At 60.7% G+C, this 26,842-nt stretch carries 18 protein-coding genes; 6 read left to right on the top strand and 12 right to left on the bottom strand.

Features of this window, described 5'->3' with window-relative positions:
- Window positions 1–8: 8 nt before the first annotated feature.
- The 5 genes from AC4ANE_RS19400 (at window position 9) to AC4ANE_RS19380 (ending at window position 4,373) form a co-directional block, all read left to right on the top strand.
- Window positions 9–1,322, top strand: coding sequence for an MFS transporter (locus AC4ANE_RS19400; RefSeq protein WP_002554487.1), 1,314 nt, complete (start codon window positions 9–11; stop codon window positions 1,320–1,322).
- A 35-nt stretch (window positions 1,323–1,357) separates the two neighbouring features.
- Window positions 1,358–2,350, top strand: coding sequence for an AraD1 family protein (gene araD1, locus AC4ANE_RS19395; protein ID WP_002554486.1), 993 nt, complete (start codon window positions 1,358–1,360; stop codon window positions 2,348–2,350).
- Between the two features lie 127 nt (window positions 2,351–2,477).
- Window positions 2,478–2,762 carry a DUF5629 family protein gene (locus AC4ANE_RS19390; RefSeq protein WP_005781808.1) on the top strand — a complete coding sequence of 95 codons (285 nt, stop codon included), beginning with the start codon at window positions 2,478–2,480 and terminating at the stop codon, window positions 2,760–2,762.
- 80 nt (window positions 2,763–2,842) lie between these two features.
- Window positions 2,843–4,015: a lactonase family protein gene (locus AC4ANE_RS19385; protein ID WP_002554485.1), complete on the top strand. Its 1,173-nt coding sequence runs from the start codon at window positions 2,843–2,845 to the stop codon at window positions 4,013–4,015.
- Between the two features lie 175 nt (window positions 4,016–4,190).
- On the top strand, window positions 4,191–4,373 hold the full coding sequence (locus tag AC4ANE_RS19380; RefSeq protein WP_011169181.1) for a hypothetical protein: 183 nt from the start codon (window positions 4,191–4,193) through the stop codon (window positions 4,371–4,373).
- Window positions 4,374–4,654: 281 nt separating this feature from the next.
- On the opposite strand, the gene AC4ANE_RS19375 is transcribed toward AC4ANE_RS19380, so the two are convergent.
- From AC4ANE_RS19375 to AC4ANE_RS19330, 10 genes are all read right to left on the bottom strand, one after another.
- On the bottom strand, window positions 4,655–8,299 hold the full coding sequence (locus tag AC4ANE_RS19375; protein WP_044423719.1) for an AAA family ATPase: 3,645 nt from the start codon (window positions 8,297–8,299) through the stop codon (window positions 4,655–4,657).
- The gene (locus tag AC4ANE_RS19370) at window positions 8,296–9,540 is read right to left on the bottom strand and encodes an exonuclease SbcCD subunit D C-terminal domain-containing protein (protein ID WP_002554482.1); all 1,245 of its coding nucleotides are present in this window, start codon (window positions 9,538–9,540) and stop codon (window positions 8,296–8,298) included. The genes AC4ANE_RS19375 and AC4ANE_RS19370 overlap by 4 nt, the downstream gene beginning before the upstream one ends.
- Window positions 9,541–9,581: 41 nt before the next feature.
- Window positions 9,582–11,240, bottom strand: a complete 1,659-nt coding sequence (locus tag AC4ANE_RS19365; protein WP_002554481.1) for a BatD family protein — start codon at window positions 11,238–11,240, stop codon at window positions 9,582–9,584.
- A complete protein-coding gene (locus AC4ANE_RS19360; RefSeq protein WP_002554480.1) occupies window positions 11,237–12,955 on the bottom strand; it encodes a VWA domain-containing protein in 1,719 nt (572 codons plus the stop codon). The genes AC4ANE_RS19365 and AC4ANE_RS19360 overlap by 4 nt, the downstream gene beginning before the upstream one ends.
- Window positions 12,952–14,010, bottom strand: a complete 1,059-nt coding sequence (locus tag AC4ANE_RS19355; protein WP_031595706.1) for a vWA domain-containing protein — start codon at window positions 14,008–14,010, stop codon at window positions 12,952–12,954. Before AC4ANE_RS19355 ends, AC4ANE_RS19360 begins: the two co-directional genes overlap by 4 nt.
- Window positions 14,003–14,497: a DUF4381 domain-containing protein gene (locus AC4ANE_RS19350; protein WP_002554478.1), complete on the bottom strand. Its 495-nt coding sequence runs from the start codon at window positions 14,495–14,497 to the stop codon at window positions 14,003–14,005. Before AC4ANE_RS19350 ends, AC4ANE_RS19355 begins: the two co-directional genes overlap by 8 nt.
- Window positions 14,494–15,438 (bottom strand): DUF58 domain-containing protein, encoded by a 945-nt coding sequence (locus AC4ANE_RS19345; RefSeq protein WP_002554477.1) that lies wholly within the window; start codon window positions 15,436–15,438, stop codon window positions 14,494–14,496. The genes AC4ANE_RS19350 and AC4ANE_RS19345 overlap by 4 nt, the downstream gene beginning before the upstream one ends.
- A gap of 4 nt (window positions 15,439–15,442) precedes the next feature.
- Entirely contained in the window at window positions 15,443–16,402 is a 960-nt protein-coding gene (locus tag AC4ANE_RS19340; protein WP_002554476.1) for an AAA family ATPase, read from the bottom strand.
- 210 nt (window positions 16,403–16,612) lie between these two features.
- Window positions 16,613–17,359, bottom strand: a complete 747-nt coding sequence (locus AC4ANE_RS19335) for an amidohydrolase family protein (RefSeq protein ID WP_002554475.1) — start codon at window positions 17,357–17,359, stop codon at window positions 16,613–16,615.
- A gap of 46 nt (window positions 17,360–17,405) precedes the next feature.
- Window positions 17,406–17,765, bottom strand: coding sequence for a hypothetical protein (locus AC4ANE_RS19330; protein ID WP_460408469.1), 360 nt, complete (start codon window positions 17,763–17,765; stop codon window positions 17,406–17,408).
- Between the two features lie 366 nt (window positions 17,766–18,131).
- Between AC4ANE_RS19330 and AC4ANE_RS19325 the strand changes: the two genes are divergently transcribed.
- Window positions 18,132–22,991, top strand: coding sequence for an NAD-glutamate dehydrogenase (locus AC4ANE_RS19325; RefSeq protein ID WP_002554473.1), 4,860 nt, complete (start codon window positions 18,132–18,134; stop codon window positions 22,989–22,991).
- Window positions 22,992–23,077: 86 nt separating this feature from the next.
- On the opposite strand, the gene mntP is transcribed toward AC4ANE_RS19325, so the two are convergent.
- Together mntP and acnB are read right to left on the bottom strand one after the other, a co-directional pair.
- Window positions 23,078–23,623 carry a manganese efflux pump MntP gene (gene mntP, locus AC4ANE_RS19320; protein ID WP_460408467.1) on the bottom strand — a complete coding sequence of 182 codons (546 nt, stop codon included), beginning with the start codon at window positions 23,621–23,623 and terminating at the stop codon, window positions 23,078–23,080.
- Between the two features lie 278 nt (window positions 23,624–23,901).
- Entirely contained in the window at window positions 23,902–26,502 is a 2,601-nt protein-coding gene (gene acnB / locus AC4ANE_RS19315) for a bifunctional aconitate hydratase 2/2-methylisocitrate dehydratase (protein WP_002554471.1), read from the bottom strand.
- Window positions 26,503–26,842: the final 340 nt, after the last annotated feature.

The raw sequence follows: 26,842 nt of genomic DNA, 5'->3' as shown, positions 1-26,842 counted from the left end.
CCGCCTACATGAGCCAGGAATTGCGGCTTATACGCCGCATTACGTTCAAACTGATTCCATTTCTTATCCTGCTTTACCTGATCGCTTATGTGGACCGCTCTGCCGTGGGCTTTGCCAAGCTGCACATGGGCGCCGACATCGGTATCGGCGACGCGGCCTACGGGCTGGGTGCCGGACTGTTTTTCATCGGCTACTTCCTGTTTGAAATCCCCAGCAACCTGATGCTCGAGCGTTTTGGCGCACGCCGCTGGTTCGCACGAATCATGATCACCTGGGGCGCGATCACCATCGGCATGGCCTTCGTCCAAGGGCCGCACAGCTTCTATGTGATGCGTTTTCTGCTCGGTGCTGCCGAGGCGGGCTTCTTTCCCGGTGTGCTGTACTACATCACCCAGTGGTTTCCGGTGCGCCATCGCGGCAAGATCCTTGGCCTTTTCATCCTCTCGCAACCCATCGCCATGATGATCACCGGGCCGGTGTCCGGTGGTTTGCTGGGCATGGACGGCATACTCGGCCTGCATGGCTGGCAATGGCTGTTCATCGTCATCGGCACGCCAGCGATTCTGTTGACCTGGCCGGTGCTGCGCTGGTTGCCGGACGGTCCGCAACAGGTCAAATGGATGGACCAGACCGAGAAAGACTGGCTGACCGGTGAGCTGAAAAAGGACCTGGAAGAATACGGCCAGACTCGCCACGGCAATCCCTTGCATGCCTTGAAAGACAAGCGCGTGCTGCTGCTGGCGCTGTTCTACCTGCCGGTGACGTTGAGTATCTACGGTCTGGGCCTGTGGCTGCCGACGCTGATCAAACAGTTCGGTGGCAGTGACCTGACCACCGGCTTTGTGTCTTCGGTGCCGTACATTTTCGGCATCATTGGCCTGCTGATCGTGCCGCGCAGTTCCGACCGCCTCAACGACCGTTACGGGCATCTGGCCGTGCTGTATGTGCTGGGTGCCATCGGCCTGTTCTGCAGCGCCTGGCTGACCCTGCCGGTGGCGCAGCTGGCTGCATTGTGTGTCGTGGCGTTTGCGCTGTTCTCCTGCACGGCGGTGTTCTGGACATTGCCAGGGCGGTTCTTTGCCGGTGCCAGTGCCGCAGCCGGTATCGCGCTGATCAATTCGGTCGGCAACCTGGGCGGCTACATCGGGCCGTTCGTGATCGGTGCGTTGAAGGAAATCACCGGCAGCCTGGCATCGGGCCTCTATTTTCTGTCGGGCGTCATGGTCTTCGGGCTGCTGCTGACCGGCATCGTCTATCACGTGCTGGAGCGCAAGCATGTGCTGCCAGTGTCCGACTTCGCGGCGAGTGCCAAGGCGAGATAGGTTTTCAGCGGCCCATTATCTGGAAGGAGAATTTCATGCGGTTAGTACAGTTTGAATTGAGCGACGGTCAGCGCCGGGTCGGTCTGGTCGACGGTGATCAGGTACGTGAGGTCCAGGGTGTCGAAAGTGTTCGCGAGCTGGCGCTGGCGGCAATCGAGGCGGGTTCGGCTCTGGCGCACCAGGTCGAGCAGCGTGGCGTTGGCGAGACGCACGACTATTCGCAGTTGCTTGAGGCGTTGCTGATCCTGCCGCCGCTCGACCATCCTGATCCGGCGCACCTGCTGGTCAGCGGCACCGGGCTGACCCATCTGGGCAGTGCGTCGGCACGCGACAAGATGCACCAGCAGTCCGGCGACGAAGCTTCGATGACCGACACCATGCGTATTTTCAAATGGGGCGTCGAAGGCGGCAAGCCGGCTGCGGGGCAGGCCGGTGTTCAGCCAGAGTGGTTCTACAAGGGTGATGGCAGCATTGTCGTGCGCCCCGGCCATTCGTTTTCGCTGCCGCCCTTTGCCGAAGATGGCGGGGAAGAGCCCGAGCTGAGTGGCCTGTATGTGATCGGTCATGACCGCAAGCCTTATCGTCTGGGCTTCGCCATTGGTAATGAATACTCCGACCACGTCATGGAACGTCGCAACTACCTGTATCTGGCGCATTCGAAACTGCGCGCTTGTTCGTTCGGGCCGGAGTTGCGCGTGGGCGACTTGCCGCAAAGCCTGTCGGGCACCAGTCGGGTCTGGCGCGACGGCAAGGTGCTGTGGGAAAAAGAGTTCCTCAGTGGCGAAGCGAACATGTGCCACAGCCTGGAAAACCTTGAATACCATCACTTCAAGTACGCACAGTTCCTCAGGCCCGGTGACGTGCATGTGCATTTCTTCGGCACCGCGACACTGTCGTTTGCCGATGGCGTGCGCACCCAGCCGGGCGATCGTTTCGAGATCAGTCAGGCCGAGTTCGGCAAGCCGCTGGTCAACGGTTTGGCACCGAGCGAGCCGGTGTTTCAGCCGGGCGGCATCGGCAAGCTGTAAGCGCAGTCCCTGTTTGATTGCTCACCGTGCCAGCGCTCGGCGCTGGTACGGCTCTACTTACGCTCCGACTGTATCTACGCCTGCCTTTTGCCCTATCATTCGCGCTTTTGCTGGCCGGATGAATTTCATGACTACCACACCCACCACACTGCTCGCCGCACTCGAAGCCACCACCATGCTGGAAATCGACGGTCTGCACGCTTGGGATTTCTCTCTGGGCGATGAACTGAACGTCGAATGCATGGACGGCCGTGAGCGCAAGGTCTGGCGCTTCACCAAGGCGCAAGTCGATGCTGCGACCTTCGATGAATCCCTGCAAAGCTGGGTGATCAATGACGGCAACGCCGATCACCGGATCATCTGCCTGGATGCCTTTACACCCTCCGATGAAGATGATTCTGCGCAGGATTGAGTAAATGCGGGCTGGCGCTGTCATAGACCCCGACAGTGCCGTAACAGGCATCAATAATTTCGACAAAAAGGGATGCCCCCATGCCTCATAAATTTCTGCCGTGGCTGGCGATTGCCAGTGCCATGAGCGCGTTTACCCTGCAGGCCCAAGCCATGCCCGATACTGAATTGCTGATAGGTTCCTACACACAAGGCAAGAGTGAAGGGATCTATCGTTTTGCCTTCAACAGCGAAACCGGGATGATCGATGCCAAGCCGCTGCAAGTGGTCAAAACCGAAAACCCCTCGTGGCTGACAGTGTCCAGAGACCAGCGTTATCTGTTCGCGGTCAATGAAAACGGCCCAGGGCAAAAAGATGTGGTCGGTAAGGTCAGCAGCTTTGCAATCGACCCGAAAACCCGTCAGATCACGCCGATCAATCAGGTTCAAAGCCGCGGTGAAGAACCGACGCACTCCAGCCTGAGTTATGACGGCCGCTACCTGTTCGTTGCCAACTACGCAGTAAACCCTGAACCGGGCGGCGCGCTGACAGTGGTGCCAGTGGGCAAGGACGGTACGTTGAGCGAGGCCGTTCAGGTCTTGCCGCTGGGGCCCGGAAGCAAGGTCAACAGTGAGCGGCAGATGTCGTCACATGTGCACCTGGCCGTGCCGACCCCGGATGACAAGTACGTAGTGAGCGCTGACTTGGGCGCTGACAAGCTGTTTGTGTATCGCTACGACGCGAGCCAGGCCAAGCCACTGCAGCCAGCCAAGGAGCCGACCGTGCAATTGCCGGGTGGCTCCGGACCACGTCACACCCTGTTCAGTGCTGATGGCAAGCATGCCTGGCTGGTGCTGGAAATGACGGCGCAGGTCGCGGTGTTTGACTACCATGACGGCGTCTTCAAGCAGACCCAACTGGTTGATATGAAGAACAAAGGCGTGCAGGAGAAAAACGGTGGCGGTGCCTTGCACACCTCACCGGACGGCAAGTTTCTCTATGTGACCAATCGTGGTGACGCGAATCAGGTCGTGGTATTCCGTATCGATCAGGCCAGCGGCAAGCTGGAAGAAATTCAGCGCCGTTCCCTGGAAGGCAAGGAGCCACGCGAGTTCGCCTTTGACCCGACTGGCAAGTACATGCTGTTCGCCAATCAGAAGAGCAACCAGATCGTAACCGTGCGCCGTGATCCGCAGAGCGGGAAGATCGGTGAAACTGTGCAGAAATTTAATGCAGATTCACCTTCTTATCTGCGTTTTCTGACTGACAAGTAAGCCTTTCCAGCTCCAGCCCTCTAGATACAAGGGCTGGAGCCGTTATCATTCTTGATGATATGGGTTAGTGCTACAAAAGATTTCTGCTGAACCACCCTCGGGCGTAAGTTTGAGTCACGGCCAAGACGGCTAACACTTCAAGCAAACGCTAACCGGATAACGAGGGGTGACCGACATGAATTTCAATCTTTTCTCCATCATTGCTGCATCGGCTGTTTCCGCAAGCGTTGCGCTTCCAGCCAGTGCCAGTGTCGATGTAACTGACAAAAAAGCCCACGCTGCTCAGACCTACACCTCGAAATACCTGCAACAGAGCGCTAATTTCTACGCAGCGCTGGATCACAAATCCGCTCAATGATTCATCAGCCGTCACGCTTTCGCGAGCATGTTCGCCAACACAGGTCCCTGCGACTTACTGCCCACTGCGCGGCAGACCATGCACGGAATGTCAGGCGAGCCTGTTCGCGAAAGCATTGACGGCGATGGCGTATTCAAGACCGGACGCAGAGCGTCCATAACGGCATGCGACGCGGAGCGCCGCACGATAGTTGAAAGCGTCCAGAACACGATAGTTGAGATTATCGTTCCGCACGCTCCAGCGTGGGAATGCCGTTCGTGACGCTCCGCGTCACAGCTCTTTCAGTTACCCAACTCGATTGTGCTCAACCCATTCCCCTGGCGACGCACTTTGATCTGCACCGGAATCCGTTCATGCATTTCCTGTACGTGGGAGATCACGCCGACCTTGCGACCCTGTGCCTGCAAGCCGTCCAGTGCGTCCATCGCCAGTTGCAGCGATTCCGGGTCGAGGCTGCCGAAGCCCTCGTCGATGAACAGCGATTCGATACGCAGCGTGCTGGAGGCCATCGACGCCAGTCCCAGCGCCAACGCCAGCGAGACCAGGAAGGTTTCGCCACCCGACAGCGAGTGAACCGAGCGTAGTTCGTCGCCCATTTCGGTGTCCATGACCAGCAGGCCGAGCATGCTGCCGCCGCGTTTCAGGCGGTAGCGGCGCACCAGTTGCCGGAGCTGCGCATTGGCATGGTGGACCAGCAGGTCAAGGTTGTAGGCTTGGGCGATCTTGCGGAATTTGTCGCCTTCGGCCGAGCCGATCAGCGATGCCAGGCGTGCCCAGCGCAGGTATTCGTCATTGGCATCGTTGATGCGCGCCTGCAACTCGCTGTTGGCGTTGCGACGGCGCTGATCTTCGCTGAGTTCGGCGCGCAGGTCGGCGCATTGCTGCTCGCCGAGCGCGGACTGTTCATGGGCCTGTTGCAGCGCTGCCGCCAGTTGCGTGCTGTCGCTAAGGTCGCTGTGTTGCGCCTGATGCTGTTGCAGGCGCTGATCGCGCTCCTGCAGCAATACTTTTGCCTGCTCCAGCGCTTTGTCGGTAGCGTTCAGTTGCAGACGCAGTTGCTCGACATGCGCGTCATCGTAAGTCAGCAGCGTGTCGAGCGCGGTATCGTCCAGCTCGGGATGCTGGCCGCGCCACTCGCTGATCTGCACATCAAGTTCAGCCAGTTCCTGCTGCAAGGATTGCTGTTGTTGCTGGGCGGACTTGAGTTCGGCAGCCAGCTGGATCAACTGGCTTTGAATCTGCTGCAGAGCCTCGGCGGCCGAGCTTTCGGTTTGCCTGGCTTGCTCGATGGCGTTTTCCAGCGCCTGTTGCCAGTGCTCGGCAGTCGCATGCTCGCCCAGCAAGCCGGTCAGTGCCTGCTGGCTGGCCTGTTGCTGCTCGCCTAGCCGGGCGACTTCCTGCGCCAGTTCGGTCTGGCGGTGCAGGCGAGTCTGCTGCTCGATTTGATGCTTTTCGATCTTCTGCTGGCGCTCGCTCTGCTCCTGCTGCTCTTCGTGTTGCTGCTCAAGTTGATCCAGACGCTGAGTCACCTGCTGCTCAAGCTGCATCACCGTTGCCGATGCATCGCTGCGCAGCCCCTCAAGCACGTGTGGCGAGACCAGCGGCGTGAATGCGCTCAGTTCTTCTTCCAGCCGCTGCCTGTCGACGTCCAGCTGCTTGAGCTGCTCGGCAACATGGCTCGCCGCGGTCTGACTGGCTTCTGTGGCTGCCTGAAGTTGCTGCTGCAAGCGGGCGGCGTCTTTCTGCAGGGTCAGCAACGCTTCCTGGCGTTGCTCGTCACGGGTGATGACTTCGCTCAGGTTATTCAATTGCTGGCTCAACCAGCTGTCACGCTTGCCTGCGTCGTGGTCGAGCAATTGAGCCGCGAGGGGATGAGATTCCAGGTCCGGTGCAAGGGTTTGATGGCGCAGGGTGAGCTGTTCGTGCTGACGCAGCAGCTCTTTCTGGCGAGCGATCACGCCGCCAACCTGCTCGCGCAATTGGTTGCGCTGTTCGGTCAGTTGGTCCACCGCCTTCTGCGCGCTGGCCTGCTCGTTGTCATCATGTTGCGTGAGGCTTTCCAGCAAAGCTTCCGGCTGATGCCAAGGGTGTTCGATGCTGCCACAGACCGGGCAGGGCTGGTCGTCCTGCAACTGGACGCGCAATTCTTCAACGCTGGCGCTGCGGGCCAGGCGTTGACGTTCCAGCAGTTGCCGGGTAACGGTCAGGGTCTGTTCGGCGACGGTCAGTTCATCACGAACGCGAATGCCTTCGCTGTTGAGCTGTTCGCGTTGCTGCTGAGCGCTTTGCTGTTGCTGCGCCAGATCGGCCAGTTGTCGGTCTACGTCCTGCTGGCTGGCCCACAGACGGGCCAGGTCTTCGAATGCGCGTTGCTGCTTGCGATTGTCCTGCAGCAGGCTGCCGAGAATCTGTACCTGTTCAGTCACCGCATCCACTTCGCAATCGGCTTCGCGGTACAGCAATTCCAGCGCGCTGCGTTGCTCGGTCAACTGTTGATCGGCCGTGCTGGCACGTTGCTGCAGTGCAGGCAGTTCACTCTGCCCGTGCTTGAGGCGGTTGGCGATCAGCGTGAGGGATTTCAGGCGGTCGCGCCAGGCGCTCCAGGCCTGAGCCAGCGGGGCCAGTTCGCTGCTGTGCTCCAGTTGCTCGGCAATACGTTCAAGGCGCTGCGAAACCTGTTGCTGCTGGTCGAGCAGAATGTGCAGGCTGGCCTGACCCTCAGTACAAAGCTGTCCGGTTTGCTGATGCAGGTCAGACACCTTGGCCAGTTCCTGGGCCAGGTGGTTCAGCGTGTTCTGTGTGTCAAAAGCCTGCTGCAACAGCGGTTTGGCGTTGCTGTGGGTTTGCTGGGCCGCCAGCAGACTGGCGTGCGCCTGGGTGCGGCGGGTCTCCAGTTGTTGCTGCTGATCTTGCAGCGAAGCCTGCTGTTGCTGATGCTGACGAATTTGTTCCGCCAGCGGGTTGAGCTGGGCGTTCAGCGTGACCCGACGCGTGAAACGGTGGCGCTGCGGGCCCAGGCGTTCCAGTTGGCCGAGGGTCTGACGTGCTCCGCTCTGGTCGTCCCAGGCCTGTTGAGTACGGGTGATCGCTTCCTGAGCGGCAAGATGTTCGTCGCGCAGGCGGTGCAGCTCGATCAGCCACTGCTGTTTGATTTCCAGTTGCCGTTGCTGTGCCTGGTGCGCCTTGAGCTGCTGCTGCGCATCGTTGAGGCGTTGCTCCAGTTCGGCCAGCAGCTCCGGAGCCAGCGGGACGATGTTGCTGGCTTGAGCAGTGAGGGTTTTAAGCGCTTCCTCGGCCTCTTTGCTCTTGCTGTAAGCGCGCCGCCCGAGCTGGCTGTAGATGGCGGTATTGGTCAGCTTCTCCAGCAGTTCGCTGCGTTCCTTGTCGTCGGCCTTGAGGAAGGCGCTGAACTCGCTCTGGGCAAGCATCACGGCACGGGTGAACTGCTCGAAGTTGAGCCCCAGACGCTGCTCGATCAGTTGCTCGAATTCACGCTTGCTCTGGTTGCTGAGCACCTGTTCGCTGTCCAGGTCGGTCAGGGTCTGGCGGCTGGCCTGCAGCTTTTTGGTCGCGTTGTCGCGTGCGCGGTTGGTTTCCCAGCGGGCGCGATAACGGCGCTGATCGATGCCGATAAAGTCCACTTCTGCGTAACCGCTGCCCGTGCCACGCCGCAGCAGGGTGCGCGGGTCGCTGGTGGTGATGTCGCCGTCGATGTCCGGGACCTTGGACTGGCCGATATTACTCAGCCGCGGAATCGCTCCGAACAGCGCCAGGCACAAGGCGTCGAGCAGGGTGCTTTTACCTGCGCCGGTCGGGCCGGTAATGGCGAACAGACCGGCGCTGGCCAGCGGCTCGGCAGTGAAATCGATTTCAAACGGCCCGGCCAGCGAGGCAAGGTTTTTCAGGCGAATGGCAAGGATTTTCATGGCTGTTCGCTCTCCTGCTGGACTTCACGCAGCAGCGTGGCGAAATCGGTCAGGGTCTGTTCGTCGACCTCGCTGCCGAAGTTGTCCTGCCAGGCACGGCTGAACAATTCCTGAGGCGTTAGCTGGTCCAGCTCGATCAGGGCGGCTTCACCCTCGTTGCCGTCGGCACTGCTTTTACCGGCGTATTCAGCACCGATGCGCACCAACCGCACGGCTTTGCCTTGCAGCGCGGTTTCGATCTGGTTGCGCAGGTCCGGTTGCGGTTCATCAAGACGCACGCGCACTTCCAGCCACGGCTGGCGGTCCGGGTCGGCAAGCAGGTCGATGTCCGGCAGCGCCTTGAGCTGTACCAGCAAATCGGCCAAGGGCGCAGGCCCCAGGCGTTGCAGGTTGACGGCGCGAGGGATGAGCAACGGCTCGACACTGGTCAGCGTCTCACCGTCGCAATTGATCTCGAGAATCTGGTGCTGATAGCTGATTTCCGAAAAGGACAGCGGGATCGGCGAGCCGCTGTAGCGAATGCGCTCTTCACCATTGACTCGTTGCGGCTTGTGCAAATGGCCAAGCGCGACATAGGTGATGCTCGGCCCGAACAGGCTGGCCGGCAGGGCTTCGGCGTTGCCGATGATTAGGCTGCGCTCGGAGTCTTCCGAGACCGAACCGCCCGCCATGTGCGCGTGGCTGATGGCGATCAGTGCCTGACCTGGCTGGCGCTTGAGGTTGGCTGCTTCGATCAGCAACTCATGAACCCGACCGATACCGCGCAGGTAGTCGTCACCCAGCGTCGGGCCGGTGACCTCGGCAGGACGCAGGAAGGGTAGCGCCAGGCACCAGGCTTTGACGTTGCCTTCGGCGTCCGGCAACGGTAGCAGCAGGCGTTCGGCGTCCAGCACACCGTCGTCCAGCCACATCACCCTGCCCAGTGCGTGTGTGCGCAAACGGCGCATCAGGGGTGCAGGGAGTTCGATACGCGAGCCGGAGTCGTGGTTGCCTGCGATCATCACGATGGTCAGCAGCGGCTGCCGTTCATGGGCGTTGACGATGAAGTCGTACAGGCGTTCCTGCGCTTTGACCGGCGGGTTGACGGTGTCGAAGATGTCGCCCGCGATCAACAGTACATCAGGTTTTCGTTCGGCCAGACGGGCCAGCAGCCAGGTCAGAAAGCAGGCGTGTTCGAAATCCCGCTCCTGACCGTGCAGGTTCTGACCCAGATGCCAGTCAGAGGTGTGAAACAGACGCATTGGTTTACCTTGTCGTGAGAGGTGTTGCCTGAGCTGCATCCTCACTTGGGATACAGCGGTGGCAACCCGGCATCGCCTGCCGGGTCCTTGATATGTTCGGCGGCGGGCAGCTTGCGCACGGCGCGCCAGAGGTCTTCACCCAGCCACAGCTTGCCGGTCTCGCTATAAAGCGCGCCGTTCAGACCGTCCAGTGCATCGGACAGCGGCACGAAACGCGCGGCCATTTCGGCCAGGGTTTCCGGCTGCTGGCGTGCCCACGCGTCGAGTGCCTGACGGGTGCCTTGAGGGTCGTTGGCCAGGCAGGCGCGTTTGAGGTCATCCAGTACGGTACGCGGGCTGGGCCCGGTCTGCACGGCCCGGGCGATTGCCGGCTGCCCGCGGGCCCGCCACCACAGGGCGAAACCGTAAAAGGTGGTGCAGGCCAGCAATAGCGTGCTCAGTTGCCACGGCCAGACCGGCGGGCCGATCACCGTCACGCCGCTCATGTCGTTGTTCACCGGCGTGTCCACTGCCAGGCCGGGGTTGCTGCTGATCTGCAGGGTACGTGCGGCCAGGCTGGTGTGTTCCAGGTGATCTTCACGGGTATTCCACCAGGTCACTTCAACCGCAGGCAGGTCAATTGCCCCGGCGCGGGTTGGCACCAGTGCCTCGCGTTCTTCGCGGGTACCGATCAGGCCGCGTTCGCTGGGCAGGTTGCGCAGCTGTGGCTGATCCGGATAACGCCGCAGGCCGGGCACTTCGGTGGGCGGCAAGGGTGGCAGTTGCGCACCGGCCAGGCCTTCGGCCTTGAGTATGAGGGTGCGGGTCAGTGAATCGCCGACCTGAGTGGTGCCGGGCTCGGGGCTCCAGCTCTCTTCAAGGCTGATACTGCGCGCCGGCAACCAGGCGACATCAGCCGGGTAGTCGGCGGGCTTGGGTTTGACGGTCAACGGCACTTCGGCGGATTTGACCCGCACCGATCGACCTGGTTGCGGGCCGAACGGGTTGGCATCCTGGCCTTGCGAGCCTTCGGCAGGTGTCTGCACCAGCGTAGCGCTGAACACTTGTGCCGGTATCTTCAGCACGCCGCTTTGCTGCGGATAGATCGCGTAGCGTGTTTCGATCACGCCATGACGCACACCATTGATCAGCTTTTCGTAGGTGCGCGAATCACCCAGTTTTTCGACCCGTGCGTCCGGTACTTGCAAAGGGCTCAGGCTGCTGTCGTCGAACAGCGACACCGAGTGGTAGACGCGCAGGGTCAGCACGGTCTGGGCCTGAACATAGACGCTGTCCTGATCGAGGCTCGCTTCGATGAAGATCGACGCCAGATGGCTGCCTGGGTCCTGGGGCTCGCTTTGCAGAACCTGTAGCGTCAGTGGCTGGCTTTTCAGCTCACCCAGTTGCAACAACGGGATCAACACGCTGCCGGTCTCGCGAGGCAGCAGGGTGACGATCCAGCGAGTGGTGGCCTGACTGCTGCCGTCCAGGGTTTTCAGGCTGTTGAGCTGGCGCGTGTCGCGCACCTCGAAACTGCTTTCCAAGGCGCTCATGTCCGGCTTGCCGAACTGCGTCACATCATCGGTTTCCAGCGTCAACTCGACAGTTTCCCCGGCGTTCAGGCGCGTGCGGTCGACGCTGGCGGTCAGTTGCGCAGCCTGCAATGACAAGCTGATCAGGCTCAGCAGCAGGCCGATCAATAAGGTGTACACGCGACTCATCGGGTCTTTTCCTGATGTTGCTGTTCGTAGCGAAATTTGCGCCGCAGCAGCTCGCCCGGATCATCCGGAATCTGCCTCAGCCACTGTTCCAGTTCCTGACGCCGCTCGCCGGTAATAGGGGTGTCTGCGGCCTGGAGCGGTGGGCGGGTAGTTTGCTCGTCGTCCGCCGATTCGCCTGAGGTGGCCTGACCGCTGACGTCTGGCGGCAGGCTCTCGCTGGCACCGGGCTGATCCGAGCGGGACGGGTTCTGATCGGCTGGCGATGCACTGCTGTTGGGGTCCTGTGACGCTTGCTGGCCTTCTTCGCCCTGATCGGCCTTGTTCTGTTCATCCTCGGCAGGCTTCTGGACATCGGCCTTGTCCAGCAGGCTTTGTACCAGCGCCCGGTTGGTTTGTGCCGCGGGAAACTCGGGCTGGCGGTCCAGGGCCTGTTCGTAGGCATCCAGTGCTGCCGCCAGCTCGCCGCTGCGCGCCAGGGCATTGCCGCGATTGTAATGGTCGGCGGCGCTGTTGCCTTCGGCAAACTGCTGGGCGGCGCTGACGTAGTCTTCGGCCTGGTAAAAGGCCACGCCTTTCCAGCGCGGGTCTTCGAAGCGTTGTGCGGCCTCGGCTGGCCGATGCTGCTCCAGTAGCCGCTGGCCCTGTTGATCGGGACGCAGCCACAGGTCCTGAAACTCGAACGCCTGGCTGTTTTGCGGAAACATGAACAGTAGCGGCAGACAGAACAGCCAGCCGCGCCGACCAGCCAGGGCTGCGATCAACAATAGCGGGAGCAGGAACCAGTGGCCCTGATCGGCCCAGGTATCGAGTTGCACGACCTGCCCGTCGCTGCTCATGTGCTGGGGGCTGGCCAGCAGGCCAAGGCTGTGCAAATCTTCTTCATCGCCTCGTGCCTGACGATAGCTGCCGCCGACCTGATCGGCGAATTCGTTGAGGCTGTTGCTGTCCAGGCGCGACACCAGAATGGCGCCCTGGTCGTCCTTGAGCAGGCTGCCGTTTTCCTGCATGACCGGCGCGCCGTCAGCCGTACCGATGCCAAGGATCAGCAACGGCGGCGATTGCCCGCGCAACGCCGTACGGATGCCCTGACGTTCCTGTTCGCTCAGTGACGAGGTGATCAGCAGAATTCGCCCTTGGCCCAGTGCGCCCTGTTTCAGCAGGTGCAGGGCTTTCTGGACCGCCAGATCGGCACGCTGGCCGGTCATGGGCATGATCGACGGCCTGATGGCTTCCAGCAGGTTATGGCTGGTGACCAGGTCATCGGACAGCGGCACCAGCGTGTGCGCGCTGCCCGCATAGACGACGATGGCGGTCTGCGCATCGCTGCGCTTTTGCAACAGGTCCAGCAGTTTGCGTTTCGCCTGTTCCAGGCGGGTGGGCGCATTGTCGGTGGCGAGCATCTGCGGGGTGAGTTCAAGTATCACCACCAGCGGATCGACCGGTTTCTGGCTGATCTGTTCGACACGCTGCCAGCTGGGGCCCAGCAACGCGAAAAGCGCCAGCAGCCATGCCAGCCCGAGTGCGACCCACGGCAGTTTACTGTTGCTGCCGCGCCCACCGTTGAGCAGTACGGCATGAAAGTGGGTCGGCAGAAGCATTTGCCAGCGCCCGGCGCGTTTCTGCCGATGCCAGAGCCGCCAGATCAACAGCGCCAGCAACGGCAGGATCAGCAGCCATTCGGGGCGAAACCAGTGCGGCCACAGAGAGGCGATCATCGCGACCTCCAGAGGCTTTTGACGTGCTCACGCCAGTTGACGGAACGCACGACGGTCAGCAGGCGTTGCAGCGCATTGTTTGGCCACAGTTCACGCAGTACCAGCAGTACGCTCAACAGCAGGGCTGTCGCCAGCGGCCATTGATAAAGCGTCTGCGCCGGACGTGCCTGGGTGGGCTGCTGGGCAACCGGTTCCAGGCTGTCCAGGGTGGCGCGAATCTTTTCCAGTTGGTCGCCGTCGCGAGCACGGAAATACTGGCCGCCACTGAGGCTGGCGATTTCCTTGAGCGTCGGCTCGTCCAGATCAAGGCTCGGATTGAGGCCGAGGACGCTTTGCAGCGCGTCCTTGTCGGGGTCCGAGCCAATACCGATGGGGTAGATTTTTACGCCTTCTTCGGCAGCCAGCCGCGCGGCAGTGATCGGATCGATCTGACCGGCGTTATTGGCACCGTCGGTGACCAGCACCAGCACGCGGCTGGTGGCCGGGCGCAAGCGCAGGCGTTTCAGGCCCAGACCGATAGCATCGCCAAGCGCAGTGTTCTTGCCTGCAATACCGATTTTTGCCTCGTCAAGCCAGACCCTTACAGTGCGCCGGTCATAGGTGAGCGGTGCCTGGACAAAAGCCTGAGTGCCAAACAGGATCAAACCGACCCGGTCGCCCTTGCGGCCCTCGAGAAAGTCACCGAGCAACTGTTGCACCAGCACCAGTCGGCTGACTTCATCGCTTTTCCACTGCATGTCGGGGTAGTCCATGGAACCGGACACGTCGACAGCCACCAGCAGGTCGCGCCCGCTGGCAGCCACTGGCAGTGGCTCGCCCAGCCATTGCGGTCGCGCGGTGGCTATCAACAGCAACAGCCAGATGAGCAGAAAGGGCGCACGCTGTCTCCAGACCGGCAGATTGGCCTTGGCGCGGCGTCCACTCAGCCCTTCGAGTTCACTGAGAAAACTGACCTTTAGCGCCGGCTCGCCGCTGTCGGCCATGGGCAGCAGGGCGCGCATCAGCCACGGCAGCGGCAGCAGGGCGAAAACCCAGGGCCAGACGAACTCAAACATGTTTGCGGATCCAGGTATCAACCGCCTGGGTCAGCCCGGTGATGGCCTTGTCGTCCAGCTTGCACTCGGGTTTGTAGGCACCTTCGACCAGAATCATCCAGCGCGTCAGGCCTGCCGCCGGGCAGCGGTTGTCGAGGAACGCCAGCCATTTTCGGCCGTTCAGCGTGTGGCTCTGGCTGTGCGGATAATGGTTGCGGCACAGGCGTTTGAGCAGGCCGTTGATCTGCTGCAGCCAGGCACCTGCCGGGGCGCCATCGTAGGGCTTGGGCAAGCTGGCGAGTTCCGCCAGGGCGGCGAGGCGAACCGGGTCCAGCGGTTGTTCGCTGCGAACCTTGCGCGCCTTGACCGGCAGCAGTACACGCAAACGCCACAGGCCCCAGCCCACTGCCGGGATCAGCAACAGCAGCAGCCACCACCCCGGGGCAAGCGGCCAAAAGCCGACGGCTTCGGGAGCAATCAGCGGCTCGAGCTGATCAAGCGGATTCATTTGCGCTTCACCGGACGCTTTGCGTTGAGGTATTCGCGCAATTGTTCAACGAGTTCCGCCTGGGTGCTCAAGGGCATTAGCAATACCCGCAGTTTCTGCGCCAGCAATTCCCAGCGCGCAGAGCGGTCTTCGCCCTGTTGCCGGTAGGCGCGGCGCAGTTCGGGGTTGAGGGTATCGAGTTCCAGCTGCGCGCCGCGTTCGGCAAAGCGCAGCAGGCCCGCAGCGGGCAGCGCACGGTCCAGTGGGTCGGACAATGGCAGCAACAGCAGGTCGCTGTGGCGTGACAGCAGGCTCAACTGTTGTTCGGCAGCATCGGAAAGGGCGCGTTCGTCGCACAACACGATGACCAGGCTGCCAGGGCGCAGCACTTCCCTAGCGCGACGCAGCGCAGTGCCGAAGGCATCGCGGTCTGCCGGGATCTCGGTGTGCAGTGACTGATTGACCCGCACCAGTCGGTTGAGCAACTGCAACAGGCTTTGTTTGCTGCGTCGGGGCTTGATCTCGTAGTGCTCGTTATCGCCGAACACCAGCCCGCCGACCCGGTCGTTGTGTTCCAGCGCGGCCCAGCCGATCAGCGCGGCAGCCTGGGCCGCGAGTACCGACTTGAACATCAGGCCGGAGCCGAAGAACAGTCGACGGCTTTGCTCCACCAGAATGAAAATCGGCCGCTCGCGTTCTTCGTGGAACAGCTTGGTGTGCGGCTCCTGAGTGCGTGCGGTCACTCGCCAGTCGATGCTGCGCACGTCGTCGCCAGCCTGATAGACCCGCACCTGATCGAAATCCACGCCGCGCCCGCGCAGTTTGGAATGGTGCAGGCCGATCAACGGGCTGCGTTGGCTGGGCGTAGAGAACAGCTGCACTTCCCGCACCCGATGACGCATTTCGATCAGCTCGCTGAGGCTGACGCGGATGCCCGGCTGGGGGATCAGGTAGGGTTGCATGGGCTCAGGCGACGGCCACGACGTCGAGGATGCGCTGAATCACGCGATCCTGATCGATACCGGCAGCTTCGGCTTCGAACGACAGGATGATCCGGTGGCGCAATACATCGAACAGCACTGCCTGAATGTCTTCGGGGCTGACGAAGTCACGTCCGGCCAGCCAGGCATGTGCGCGGGCGCAGCGGTCCAGCGAAATGGAACCACGCGGGCTGGCACCGTAGGCAATCCACTCGGCCAGTTCCGGGTCGAATTTGGCCGGGGTCCGGGTGGCCATGACCAGTTGCACCAGGTACTCCTCGACCGCATCGGCCATGTACAGGCCGAGAATTTCCTTGCGTGCGGCAAAGATCGCCTGCTGGCTGACACGGCGTTCCGGCTTGGTTTCGCCATTCAGGGCTTCGCCACGCGCCTGTTGCAGGATCTTGCGTTCGACGGCGGCATCCGGGAAACCGATCTTGACGTGCATCAGAAAGCGATCGAGCTGAGCTTCTGGCAACGGGTAGGTGCCTTCCTGCTCAATGGGGTTCTGGGTGGCCATGACCAGAAACAGCGGTGACAGGTCGTAGGTGCTGCGGCCCACGCTCACCTGGCGTTCGGCCATGGCTTCGAGCAGCGCTGACTGAACCTTGGCCGGCGCACGGTTGATTTCGTCGGCCAGTACCAGATTGTGGAAGATCGGCCCTTGCTGGAATACGAAACTGCCGGTTTCCGGGCGATAGATTTCCGTACCGGTGATGTCGGCAGGCAGCAGGTCGGGGGTGAACTGAATGCGGTGGAACTGTGCTTCGATGCCTTCTGCCAGTTCCTTGATGGCCTTGGTCTTGGCCAGGCCGGGTGCGCCTTCGACCAGCATGTGACCGTCGGCAAGCAGGGCGATGAGCAGGCGTTCGATCAGCTTTTCCTGGCCAAGGATCTGCGTTGAAAGAAAGGTTCGCAGCGCAATCAGCGCTTCACGATGTTCCATCGGTGACGGTTCCTGGCAGGGTGATCAGCTGTGTCTGGTGACTGCTGAGCTGGGGGCGATACTTTAATCCATCCAGGCAGGTATCGACTAACGACTACCGCGTTTTTTATTGCATTTAGAGACGCATACGTCATTTAACTGGGAATTGCCCTACATGTTCTGTGTATGGGCGTGTAGGACGACAGGGTCAGGCCGTCGAATGCGGCAGGGTTAGAGCCGATAGAATTCAGCTGCGTTATCCCACAACGCCTGACGGGCGCCGCCTTCACCCAGTGCGTCGATCAGCAATTCGATATCGTCAGGCTGGAAAGGGCGGGGCGCTCGCGTGGAGGGCAGGTCAGTGCCGAACATCAACGCATTCGGATTGGCGGCATGGATATCCCTGAGTGCTTCGCGCACCGGGAAGTCAACGCGTCCAAAACCACAGGCCTTGACCCGCACACCGCGCTCGGCAAGACGCAGCACCACGGGCAATCCTTCGGCGCTCAATCCCAGGTGATCGATGCTGATCGCTGGCAATTTCAGCAGACGGGTTTCTATTTCCGCCAGTTCTCGGGAGTCGATGTACAGCTCCGAATGCCAGCCTGCGCGTTCATGCACTCGCACGGCCAGCGCTTCCAGCTGGTCGAGCTGCTCCGAGCCGCCGCGCTTGAGATTGAAACGCAGGGCGCGCACGCCTGCGGCATTGAGGGTGTCCAGTTCAGTATCGGTGACACTGGCGGGCAGTTGAGTGACACCGACGAAGCCCGGCCCCAGCAAGCGCAGCGCCTGAAGTAAATAACCCTGATCAAAGCCCTGAAAGGACCCGGACACCACCGCGCCGCCCTGAACGCCCAGCGGCTGGACCGTCGCAAGGTAGTCTCCGACGCCGAACGGGTCCGGCAGGTAGCCGTTATTGGCGATCAGCGGGAAGTGCGGGTCGATGATATGGCAGTGGGCGTCGAAAATGCGGTTCATGACGGGCTCCTGTACGGCGAAGTACTCACTCTAGCGGTTTTGCCCGTTAACTGATCGTGCTGGTGTACTCGCCCACGTTTTCAAGAATGATCTGTAGCGTGTGGTGAACATCCTGCAGCTCGGCTGCGTCGGTGCCGTGCAGAATTTCATACTGGTGGTGGCCATCGAGCTGCTTCGCGTCCTCCGGGGTGATTTCCACCAACAGGCGCTCGGCACTGAAGCTGACTTTCAGGCTGGACACATTCAGTGACTTTTCATCGCTGACAGTGATTTCCACTTCGTTCTCGTCCGGGAAGCGGGCCAGGGAAAACAGCACGCCGTTCTCTGCGTGGCAGCAAAGCAGCGCCATGTCGTCGTATTCGTCGTCGCACGGGTTGGCGATGAGGCTGGCGGTCTTGATTTGCATGATGGGGCTCCGGGTCTTGGCAACTGAGGCGTCAGGGGGATTTTGCCAGTCCCGAGTAAATTTTGTCGGGGATGTTTGGCACCATCGTGCGGATTTTAACGCGACCTGATGACCGAATATGTCGCAGCCTCGTAAGCAGCACGCCGTCAGCTCTCGTTAAGCTGCATGGCAGACGAGTGGTGTACGGTGTCGGATGCGCGCAGTTTTTTATTCCCGCATTCAAATGTGACTACCCTGACACAGCGCGCGTTAGTACTTTAGCTTTACACTCGATCAGGTTATGCCCACGCAAGTGAATGTAAGGGCACACCGGTCGCAACACCTTCTTCAAGCCTCCCCAATAAAAGCCAAAGCGGAGTACCACAGATGGCGTTCTTCACCGCAGCCAGCAAGGCCGACTTCCAGCATCAACTGCAAGCGGCACTGGCTCAGCACATCAGCGAACAGGCACTGCCACAAGTGGCGCTGTTTGCCGAGCAATTCTTCGGCATCATTTCCCTCGACGAACTCACCCAGCGGCGTCTGTCCGACCTGGCAGGCTGCACCTTGTCCGCATGGCGCCTGCTGGAGCGTTTCGAGCACGCTCACCCGCAGGTCCGGGTCTACAACCCTGATTACGAGCGCCACGGCTGGCAGTCGACTCATACTGCCGTTGAAGTGCTGCATCACGACCTGCCGTTTCTGGTCGACTCCGTGCGTACCGAGCTGAACCGTCGCGGTTACAGCATCCACACCCTGCAGACCACCGTACTGAGCGTGCGTCGCGGCGCTGCTGGCGAACTGTTGGAGCTGCTGCCCAAGGGCACCACCGGCGAGGACGTGCTGCAGGAATCGCTGATGTACCTGGAGATCGACCGCTGCGCCAACGTCAGCGAGTTGAATGTGCTGGCTCGCGAGCTGGGGCAGGTGCTGGGCGAGGTACGTGCTGCCGTCGAAGACTTCGGGCCGATGAAAGCGCGTCTGCATGAGCTGCTGGCCAGTATCGATGCCAACGAATCCAATACCGACGTCGAAGAGAAGGCCGAGATCAAGGTCTTCCTGCAATGGCTGGTGGATAACCACTTCACCTTTCTGGGTTATGAAGAGTTTGAAGTACGCAACGACGCCGAAGGCGGCCAGTTGGTGTATGACGAGTCGTCTTTCCTGGGGCTGACCCGACTGTTACGCCCCGGTCTGACCCGCGAAGAGCTGCACATCGAAGACTACGCAGTGAAATACCTGCAAGAGCCGGTGCTGCTGTCGTTTGCCAAGGCGGCGCATCCAAGCCGCGTACACCGTCCTGCCTATCCGGATTACGTGTCGATCCGGCAGATCGATGCCTCGGGCAAGGTCATCAAGGAATGTCGCTTCATGGGCCTGTACACCTCGTCGGTGTATGGCGAGAGCGTACGGCAGATCCCGTACATCCGTCGCAAGGTCGCAGAAGTCGAGCGCCGTTCCGGTTTCGACGCCAAGGCGCACCTGGGCAAGGAGTTGGCGCAGGTCGTCGAAGTGCTGCCCCGTGACGACTTGTTCCAGACGCCGGTGGACGAGTTGTTCACTACGGTCATGTCCATCGTGCAGATTCAGGAGCGCAACAAGATTCGCGTGTTCCTGCGCAAGGACCCATACGGCCGTTTCTGCTACTGCCTGGCTTATGTGCCGCGCGACGTGTATTCAACCGAAGTGCGCCAGAAGATCCAGCAGGTATTGATGGATCGCCTGAAAGCCAGCGATTGCGAGTTCTGGACGTTCTTCTCTGAATCCGTGCTGGCGCGTGTGCAGTTGATCCTGCGGGTCGATCCGAAGGTCAATCTGGACATCGACGTTGCCCAGCTGGAAAACGAAGTCATTCAGGCCTGTCGCTCGTGGAAAGACGACTACGCCAGTCTTGTGGTCGAGAGCTTTGGCGAGGCCCACGGCACCAACGTGCTGGCCGATTTCCCGAAAGGTTTCCCGGCCGGCTACCGCGAGCGCTTTGCTGCGCATTCGGCGGTGGTCGACATGCAGCACGTGCTGAGCCTGAGCGAAACCAATCCGCTGGTGATGAGCTTCTATCAGCCACTGGCTGGTGGCCGCCAGCAATTGCATTGCAAGCTGTATCACGCCGACACACCGCTGGCACTGTCCGATGTGTTGCCGATTCTTGAAAACCTCGGTCTGCGTGTACTGGGCGAGTTCCCGTATCGCCTGCACCACGCCAATGGTCGCGAATTCTGGATTCATGACTTCGCCTTTACCTATGGCGAAGGTCTGAACCTCGATATTCAACAGCTCAATGACACCTTGCAGGATGCGTTCGTGCATATCGTGCGCGGCGACGCCGAAAACGATGCGTTCAACCGTCTGGTGCTGACTGCCGGTCTGCCTTGGCGCGACGTGGCGCTGCTGCGTGCCTATGCGCGCTATCTGAAGCAGATTCGTCTGGGCTTCGATCTGGGCTACATCGCCAGCACGCTGAACAACCACACCGACATTGCCCGCGAGCTGACGCGTCTGTTCAAGACCCGTTTCTACCTGGCGCGCAAGCTGGGTTCCGACGATCTGGATGACAAGCAGCTGCGTCTGGAACAGGCGATTCTGACTGCCCTGGACGACGTTCAGGTGCTCAACGAAGACCGCATCCTGCGTCGTTATCTGGACCTGATCAAGGCGACCCTGCGGACCAACTTCTATCAGGCTGATGCCAACGGGCAGAGCAAGGGCTATTTCAGCTTCAAGTTCAACCCGCGCCTGATCCCCGAATTGCCAAAGCCGGTGCCCAAGTTTGAAATCTTCGTCTACTCGCCGCGCGTCGAAGGCGTGCACCTGCGCTTCGGCAACGTGGCGCGTGGCGGCCTGCGCTGGTCTGATCGCGAAGAAGACTTCCGTACCGAAGTGCTGGGCCTGGTAAAAGCCCAGCAGGTGAAGAACTCGGTCATCGTGCCGGTCGGCGCGAAGGGCGGTTTTGTGCCGCGCCGTCTGCCGACCACTGGCAACCGTGATGAGGTGCAGGCTGAAGCGATTGCCTGCTACCGCATCTTCATCTCGGGGCTGCTGGACATCACCGACAACCTCAAGGAAGGCGTGCTGGTACCGCCGGTCAATGTGGTGCGTCATGACGATGATGACCCGTATCTGGTAGTCGCAGCCGACAAGGGCACCGCTACCTTTTCCGACATCGCCAACGGCATCGCCATCGACTACGGCTTCTGGCTGGGTGACGCGTTCGCGTCCGGTGGTTCGGCCGGTTATGACCACAAGAAGATGGGCATCACCGCCAAGGGCGCGTGGGTAGGCGTGCAGCGTCACTTCCGTGAGCGCGACATCAATGTCCAGCAGGACAGCATCAGTGTGATCGGCATCGGCGACATGGCCGGTGACGTGTTCGGCAACGGCTTGCTGATGTCCGACAAGCTGCAACTGGTTGCCGCATTCAACCACCTGCACATTTTCATCGATCCGAATCCGGACCCGGCCAGCAGCTTTGTCGAGCGTCAGCGCCTGTTCAATCTGCCGCGCTCGTCCTGGACCGACTACGACACCAGCATCATGTCCGCTGGCGGCGGGATCTTCCCGCGCAGCCTGAAGAGTATCGCCATCACCGAACAGATGAAGGCGCGCTTCGATATCAAGGCCGACAAGCTGACCCCGACCGAACTGCTGCATGCGCTGCTCAAGGCGCCGGTCGATCTGTTGTGGAACGGCGGTATCGGCACGTACGTGAAGTCCAGCGAAGAATCGCATGCCGATGTGGGCGACAAGGCCAACGATGCGCTGCGCGTCGATGGCAACGAGCTGCGCTGCAAGGTGGTGGGCGAGGGTGGCAACCTGGGCATGACCCAGCTGGGCCGTGTCGAGTTCGGCCTCAATGGCGGCGCGACCAACACCGACTTCATCGACAACGCCGGTGGTGTGGACTGCTCCGACCACGAAGTGAACATCAAGATCCTGCTCAACGAGGTGGTGCAGGCCGGTGACATGACCGGGAAGCAGCGCAACCAGCTGCTCGAAAGCATGACCGACGAAGTGGGCCACCTGGTGCTGGGTAACAACTACAAGCAGACTCAGGCACTGTCGTTGGCAGCACGCCGTGCTTACGAGCGGATTGCTGAATACAAGCGTCTGATGAATGACCTGGAGGCCCGTGGCAAGCTCGACCGCGCCATTGAGTTCCTGCCTGCTGAAGAGCAGATCGCCGAGCGGGTGGCGGCCAAACAGGGCTTGAGCCGTGCCGAACTGTCGGTATTGATCTCATACAGCAAGATCGACCTCAAGGAAGCGTTGCTGGAATCCCGTGTGCCGGATGACGATTATCTGGCGCGCGATATGGAAACTGCATTCCCGCCATCGCTGGGGGCCAGATTTTCAACGGCCATGCGCAGTCATCGTCTGAAACGCGAGATCGTCAGCACCCAGATCGCCAACGATCTGGTCAACCACATGGGCATCACCTTCGTGCAGCGGCTCAAGGAGTCGACCGGCATGAGTGCTGCGGCTGTGGCTGGTGCTTACGTGATTGTGCGCGACATCTTCCACCTGCCGCACTGGTTCCGTCAGATCGAAGCGCTGGACTACAAGGTTTCCGCCGAGATCCAGCTGGCGCTGATGGATGAACTGATGCGTCTTGGGCGTCGTGCAACGCGCTGGTTCCTGCGCAGTCGTCGCAACGAGCTGGATGCCGGTCGTGACGTGGCGCACTTCGGTCCGCACCTCGCCGCACTGGGCCTCAAGCTTGACGAGTTGCTGGAAGACGGGCCTACCCGCGAGATATGGCAGACGCGTTATCAGGCTTATGTCGAAGCCGGTGTGCCGGAACTGCTGGCGCGTATGGTGGCGGGTACGACGCACCTGTACACGCTGCTGCCGATCATCGAAGCCTCCGACGTGACCGGGCAGAACGCTGCCGACGTGGCCAAGGCGTACTTTGCCGTGGGCAGCGCGCTGGACATCACCTGGTACTTGCAACAGATCAGCAGCCTGCCGGTGGAAAACAACTGGCAGGCCCTGGCGCGTGAAGCGTTCCGTGACGATGTCGACTGGCAACAGCGGGCGATCACCGTGTCGGTCCTGCAAATGGCTGACGGTCCTTCGGAGATCGATGCGCGTCTGGCCCTGTGGCTGGAGCAGCACTCGCTGATGGTCGAGCGCTGGCGTGCCATGCTGGTCGAGCTTCGTGCGGCAAGCGGCACGGATTACGCCATGTACGCCGTTGCCAACCGTGAGCTGCTGGACCTGGCCATGAGTGGGCAGGCCCTGACGGTCTGACCGCTGTCGTAGCAAGGCCGTAAGCAAAAAAACCGCATCGAAAGATGCGGTTTTTTTGTGCGTGGTTACAGGCTTCAGGCTGTCGATCAAGCCGCTGACAGGTGCTCGTACAGAATCGTCGCGCCGACGATTTCAGCGCGCTTGCCGACCATGGTGCCGAGCACTCGGCCCAACATCACCCCGATGGTGACCATTACCGTGGTTGCCAAGCCAATCGCCAGGGCGGCAATCACGATATTGACGTCGACAAATGCCAGACCTACGCCGACCGCCAGTGCATCGATGCTGGTGGCGAATGCGGTGACGGCGAGAATCCAGAACGAGTGCTGGCCGGGTTTTTCCTGTTCTTCATCGTCATCGTGTTTGATGCCGTTGTAGATCATGTGCAGGCCCAGTACCAGCAACAAGGTGAAGGCAATCCAGTGGTCCCAGCTTTCAGCGAAGCGGGCGGCGACCTGACCGATGCCCCAACCGATCACCGGGGTGATGGTCTCGATAGCGCCGAATATCAAACCGGTACGCAACGCTTCGATAAAGCGCGGTTTATGCAGGCTTGCTCCTTTACCAAGGGCCGCAGCAAAGGCGTCCGTGGACATGGCAAGCGCGAGAAAGAGGAGGGAAATCGGGTTCACGGTTATATCCAGTCGGGCTATGAGTCAACGACGCAACCACACGCCCGACTTTAGGCATGGATGCATCGTTGGTCTCGCCAACCAGAAGGTGTCCGCACCACGGCATGCAGCCGAGAATGTTGATGCGAACGCTCAGTGACCGGAGTCAAGAGCAGGCTACTCCCCAACAAGGGTCGCTACTATAGCCATCCGAATGTGAAAAATATATGTACGAGGGTGATTCAAACAAAAAAAACCCCATCACGAGGATGGGGTTCTTTTAACGCCTGCTTTCGTGCTTACACTTGAACGGCCGGGATGTTGGCGTTCGCAGCGGCTTCACGGAACTCGGCGATCTGATCGAAGCTCAGGTAGCGGTACACGTCCGCTGCCATGGTGTCGATCTGGTTGGCGTAGCCCATGTACTCTTCGACGGTCGGCAGGCGACCCAGAATCGAAGCAACGGACGCCAGCTCGGCGGAGGCCAGGTAGACGTTCGCGCCGTCACCCAGACGGTTCGGGAAGTTACGGGTCGACGTCGACACTACGGTCGAGTTCGGTTCCACGCGTGCCTGGTTACCCATGCACAGCGAGCAGCCCGGCATTTCCATACGCGCGCCAGCCTTACCGTAGATGCCGTAGTAGCCTTCTTCGGTCAGTTGGTGAGCGTCCATCTTGGTCGGCGGCGACAGCCACAGACGCGTCGGCAGCTGGCCCTTGACCTGATCCAGCAACTTGCCCGCAGCGCGGAAGTGGCCGATGTTGGTCATGCAGGAGCCGATGAACACTTCGTCGATCTTCTCGCCCTGTACCGAAGACAGCAGGCGGGCATCGTCCGGGTCGTTCGGCGCGCAGAGCACAGGCTCTTTGACGTCGGCCAGATCGATTTCGATGATTTCGGCGTACTCGGCGTCCTTGTCGGCTTCCAGCAGCTCCGGGTTGGCAACCCAGGCTTCCATCGCCTGAGCACGACGCTCCAGGGTGCGCGGATCACCGTAACCCTGTTCGATCATCCAGCGCAGCAGGGTGATGTTCGAATTCAGGTATTCAATGATCGGCTCTTTGGCCAGCTTGATGGTGCAACCGGCAGCCGAACGCTCGGCAGAGGCGTCAGACAGCTCGAAAGCCTGCTCGATGCTCAGGTTGTCGAGGCCTTCGATTTCCAGGATGCGGCCGGAGAATGCGTTCTTCTTGCCTTTCTTCTCTACGGTCAGCAGGCTAGCCTGAATGGCGTAGTAAGGAATGGCGTGAACCAGGTCGCGCAGGGTGATGCCGGGTTGCATCTTGCCCTTGAAGCGAACCAGGATCGACTCAGGCATGTCCAGCGGCATGACGCCGGTAGCAGCGGCAAACGCCACCAGACCGGAACCGGCCGGGAAGGAGATACCGATCGGGAAGCGGGTGTGCGAGTCGCCACCGGTGCCGACGGTGTCCGGCAGCAGCATGCGGTTCAGCCAGCTGTGGATGATGCCGTCGCCTGGACGCAGGGAAACGCCGCCGCGGGTCATGATGAAGTCAGGCAGCGTGTGGTGCGTCTTGACGTCGATAGGCTTTGGATAGGCTGCAGTGTGGCAGAACGACTGCATGACCAGGTCGGTCGAGAAGCCCAGGCATGCCAGGTCTTTCAACTCGTCGCGGGTCATCGGGCCAGTGGTGTCCTGGGAACCGACGGTGGTCATCTTCGGCTCGCAGTAGGTGCCAGGACGAACGCCTGCAACGCCGCACGCCTTGCCGACCATCTTCTGCGCCAGGGTGTAACCCTTGGTGCTTTCGGCTGGCTGGTCAGGGGTCTTGAACAGGTCGAACTCAGGCAGGCCCAGTTCGGCGCGCGCCTTGCTGGTCAGGCCGCGACCGATGATCAGCGGAATACGACCGCCTGCGCGAACTTCGTCGAGCAGCACCGGGGTCTTCATTTCGAAGGTGGTGATGACTTCGTCGCTGTCGTGCTTGCACACCTTGCCGGCGTACGGGTAGACGTCGATCACGTCACCCATGTTGATGTTCGAGACATCGAATTCGATCGGCAGGGCGCCAGCATCTTCCATGGTGTTGTAGAAGATCGGGGCAATCTTGCTGCCGAAGCAGAAACCACCGGCACGCTTGTTCGGCACGTAAGGAACGTCGTCGCCGAAGAACCACAGTACCGAGTTGGTTGCCGATTTACGCGAGGAACCGGTACCGACCACGTCGCCGACGTAGGCAATAGGGAAACCCTGACCGCGCATTTCTTCGATCTGTTTCATCGGGCCGATAGAGCCCTGAACGTCTGGAACGATGCCGTCACGGGCCATTTTCAGCATGGCAAGGGCGTGCAGCGGGATATCCGGACGGGACCAGGCATCAGGTGCCGGGGACAGGTCATCGGTGTTGGTTTCGCCGGTGACCTTGAAGACGCGCAGGCTGATCTTGTCGGCCAGCGTCGGACGCTTCTTGAACCACTCGCCGTCAGCCCAGGACTGCAGGACAGCCTTGGCGTGAGCGTTGCCGTTTTTGGCTTTTTCGGCCACGTCGTGGAAGGCATCGAACATCAGCAGGGTGTGCTTGAGCTGTTCGGCGGCGACCGGCGCGAGGGTGGCGTCGTCGAGCAGTTCAACCAGGGTGACGATGTTGTAGCCGCCCTGCATGGTGCCCAACAGTTCGGTTGCACGTTTTTTGTCGATCAGGGGAGAAGTGGCTTCGCCCTTGGCCAGGGCAGACAGGAAACCGGCCTTTACGTAAGCGGCTTCGTCAACGCCTGGCGGAACGCGGTTGGTGATCAGATCGACAAGGAAAGCTTCTTCGCCAGCCGGGGGATTCTTCAGCAGCTCGACCAGGCCTGCAGTTTGTTCGGCGTTAAGCGGCTGGGGCACGATGCCCTGGGCGGCACGCTCTTCGATGTGTTTACGGTAGGCTTCAAGCACAGTATTAACCCTCATCAGTGGTCCCAAATGGGTGTCCGGGACGCTCATCCAGAAATCGTCCGTACCCACGCAAGGCTTATTGAGCCTTGTTGGCAGGGTGTCGGCGATTCCTAACAGAAGCTGTTTTCAAAGTTTTACGCCTGCAGAACGGGGGGAGTGACGGTCGACACGGCCATTCTTGATGAGGGAATGGCCTGTCGACGCCGCAATGCGGGGTTAACCTGACTGTGCTCGTGACGCTTTGAAAACAGCTTCCAACGGACATTGGCGCCTTAAAAGGCTCGCTGATTCTACGCCAAAACTTCGCTAAAGGTAAGTTAGCCCCTACATCTTCGGGGGT

Source organism: Pseudomonas sp. Pme6b (genome assembly GCF_058129925.1).
The sequence above is the reverse complement of the archived record's forward strand: the minus strand, read 5'-3'. Positions and strand labels throughout refer to the sequence as shown.

Excerpts from the sequence above, each read along its gene's own strand:
- AC4ANE_RS19400 (WP_002554487.1), top strand. The coding sequence starts at position 9 with ATGAGCCAGGAATTGCGGCTTATACGCCGCATTACGTTCAAACTGATT.
- araD1 (WP_002554486.1), top strand. The coding sequence starts at position 1,358 with ATGCGGTTAGTACAGTTTGAATTGAGCGACGGTCAGCGCCGGGTCGGT.
- AC4ANE_RS19390 (WP_005781808.1), top strand. The coding sequence starts at position 2,478 with ATGACTACCACACCCACCACACTGCTCGCCGCACTCGAAGCCACCACC.
- AC4ANE_RS19385 (WP_002554485.1), top strand. The coding sequence starts at position 2,843 with ATGCCTCATAAATTTCTGCCGTGGCTGGCGATTGCCAGTGCCATGAGC.
- AC4ANE_RS19380 (WP_011169181.1), top strand. The coding sequence starts at position 4,191 with ATGAATTTCAATCTTTTCTCCATCATTGCTGCATCGGCTGTTTCCGCA.
- AC4ANE_RS19375 (WP_044423719.1), bottom strand. The coding sequence starts at position 8,299 with ATGAAAATCCTTGCCATTCGCCTGAAAAACCTTGCCTCGCTGGCCGGG.
- AC4ANE_RS19370 (WP_002554482.1), bottom strand. The coding sequence starts at position 9,540 with ATGCGTCTGTTTCACACCTCTGACTGGCATCTGGGTCAGAACCTGCAC.
- AC4ANE_RS19365 (WP_002554481.1), bottom strand. The coding sequence starts at position 11,240 with ATGAGTCGCGTGTACACCTTATTGATCGGCCTGCTGCTGAGCCTGATC.
- AC4ANE_RS19360 (WP_002554480.1), bottom strand. The coding sequence starts at position 12,955 with ATGATCGCCTCTCTGTGGCCGCACTGGTTTCGCCCCGAATGGCTGCTG.
- AC4ANE_RS19355 (WP_031595706.1), bottom strand. The coding sequence starts at position 14,010 with ATGTTTGAGTTCGTCTGGCCCTGGGTTTTCGCCCTGCTGCCGCTGCCG.
- AC4ANE_RS19350 (WP_002554478.1), bottom strand. The coding sequence starts at position 14,497 with ATGAATCCGCTTGATCAGCTCGAGCCGCTGATTGCTCCCGAAGCCGTC.
- AC4ANE_RS19345 (WP_002554477.1), bottom strand. The coding sequence starts at position 15,438 with ATGCAACCCTACCTGATCCCCCAGCCGGGCATCCGCGTCAGCCTCAGC.
- AC4ANE_RS19340 (WP_002554476.1), bottom strand. The coding sequence starts at position 16,402 with ATGGAACATCGTGAAGCGCTGATTGCGCTGCGAACCTTTCTTTCAACG.
- AC4ANE_RS19335 (WP_002554475.1), bottom strand. The coding sequence starts at position 17,359 with ATGAACCGCATTTTCGACGCCCACTGCCATATCATCGACCCGCACTTC.
- AC4ANE_RS19330 (WP_460408469.1), bottom strand. The coding sequence starts at position 17,765 with ATGCAAATCAAGACCGCCAGCCTCATCGCCAACCCGTGCGACGACGAA.
- AC4ANE_RS19325 (WP_002554473.1), top strand. The coding sequence starts at position 18,132 with ATGGCGTTCTTCACCGCAGCCAGCAAGGCCGACTTCCAGCATCAACTG.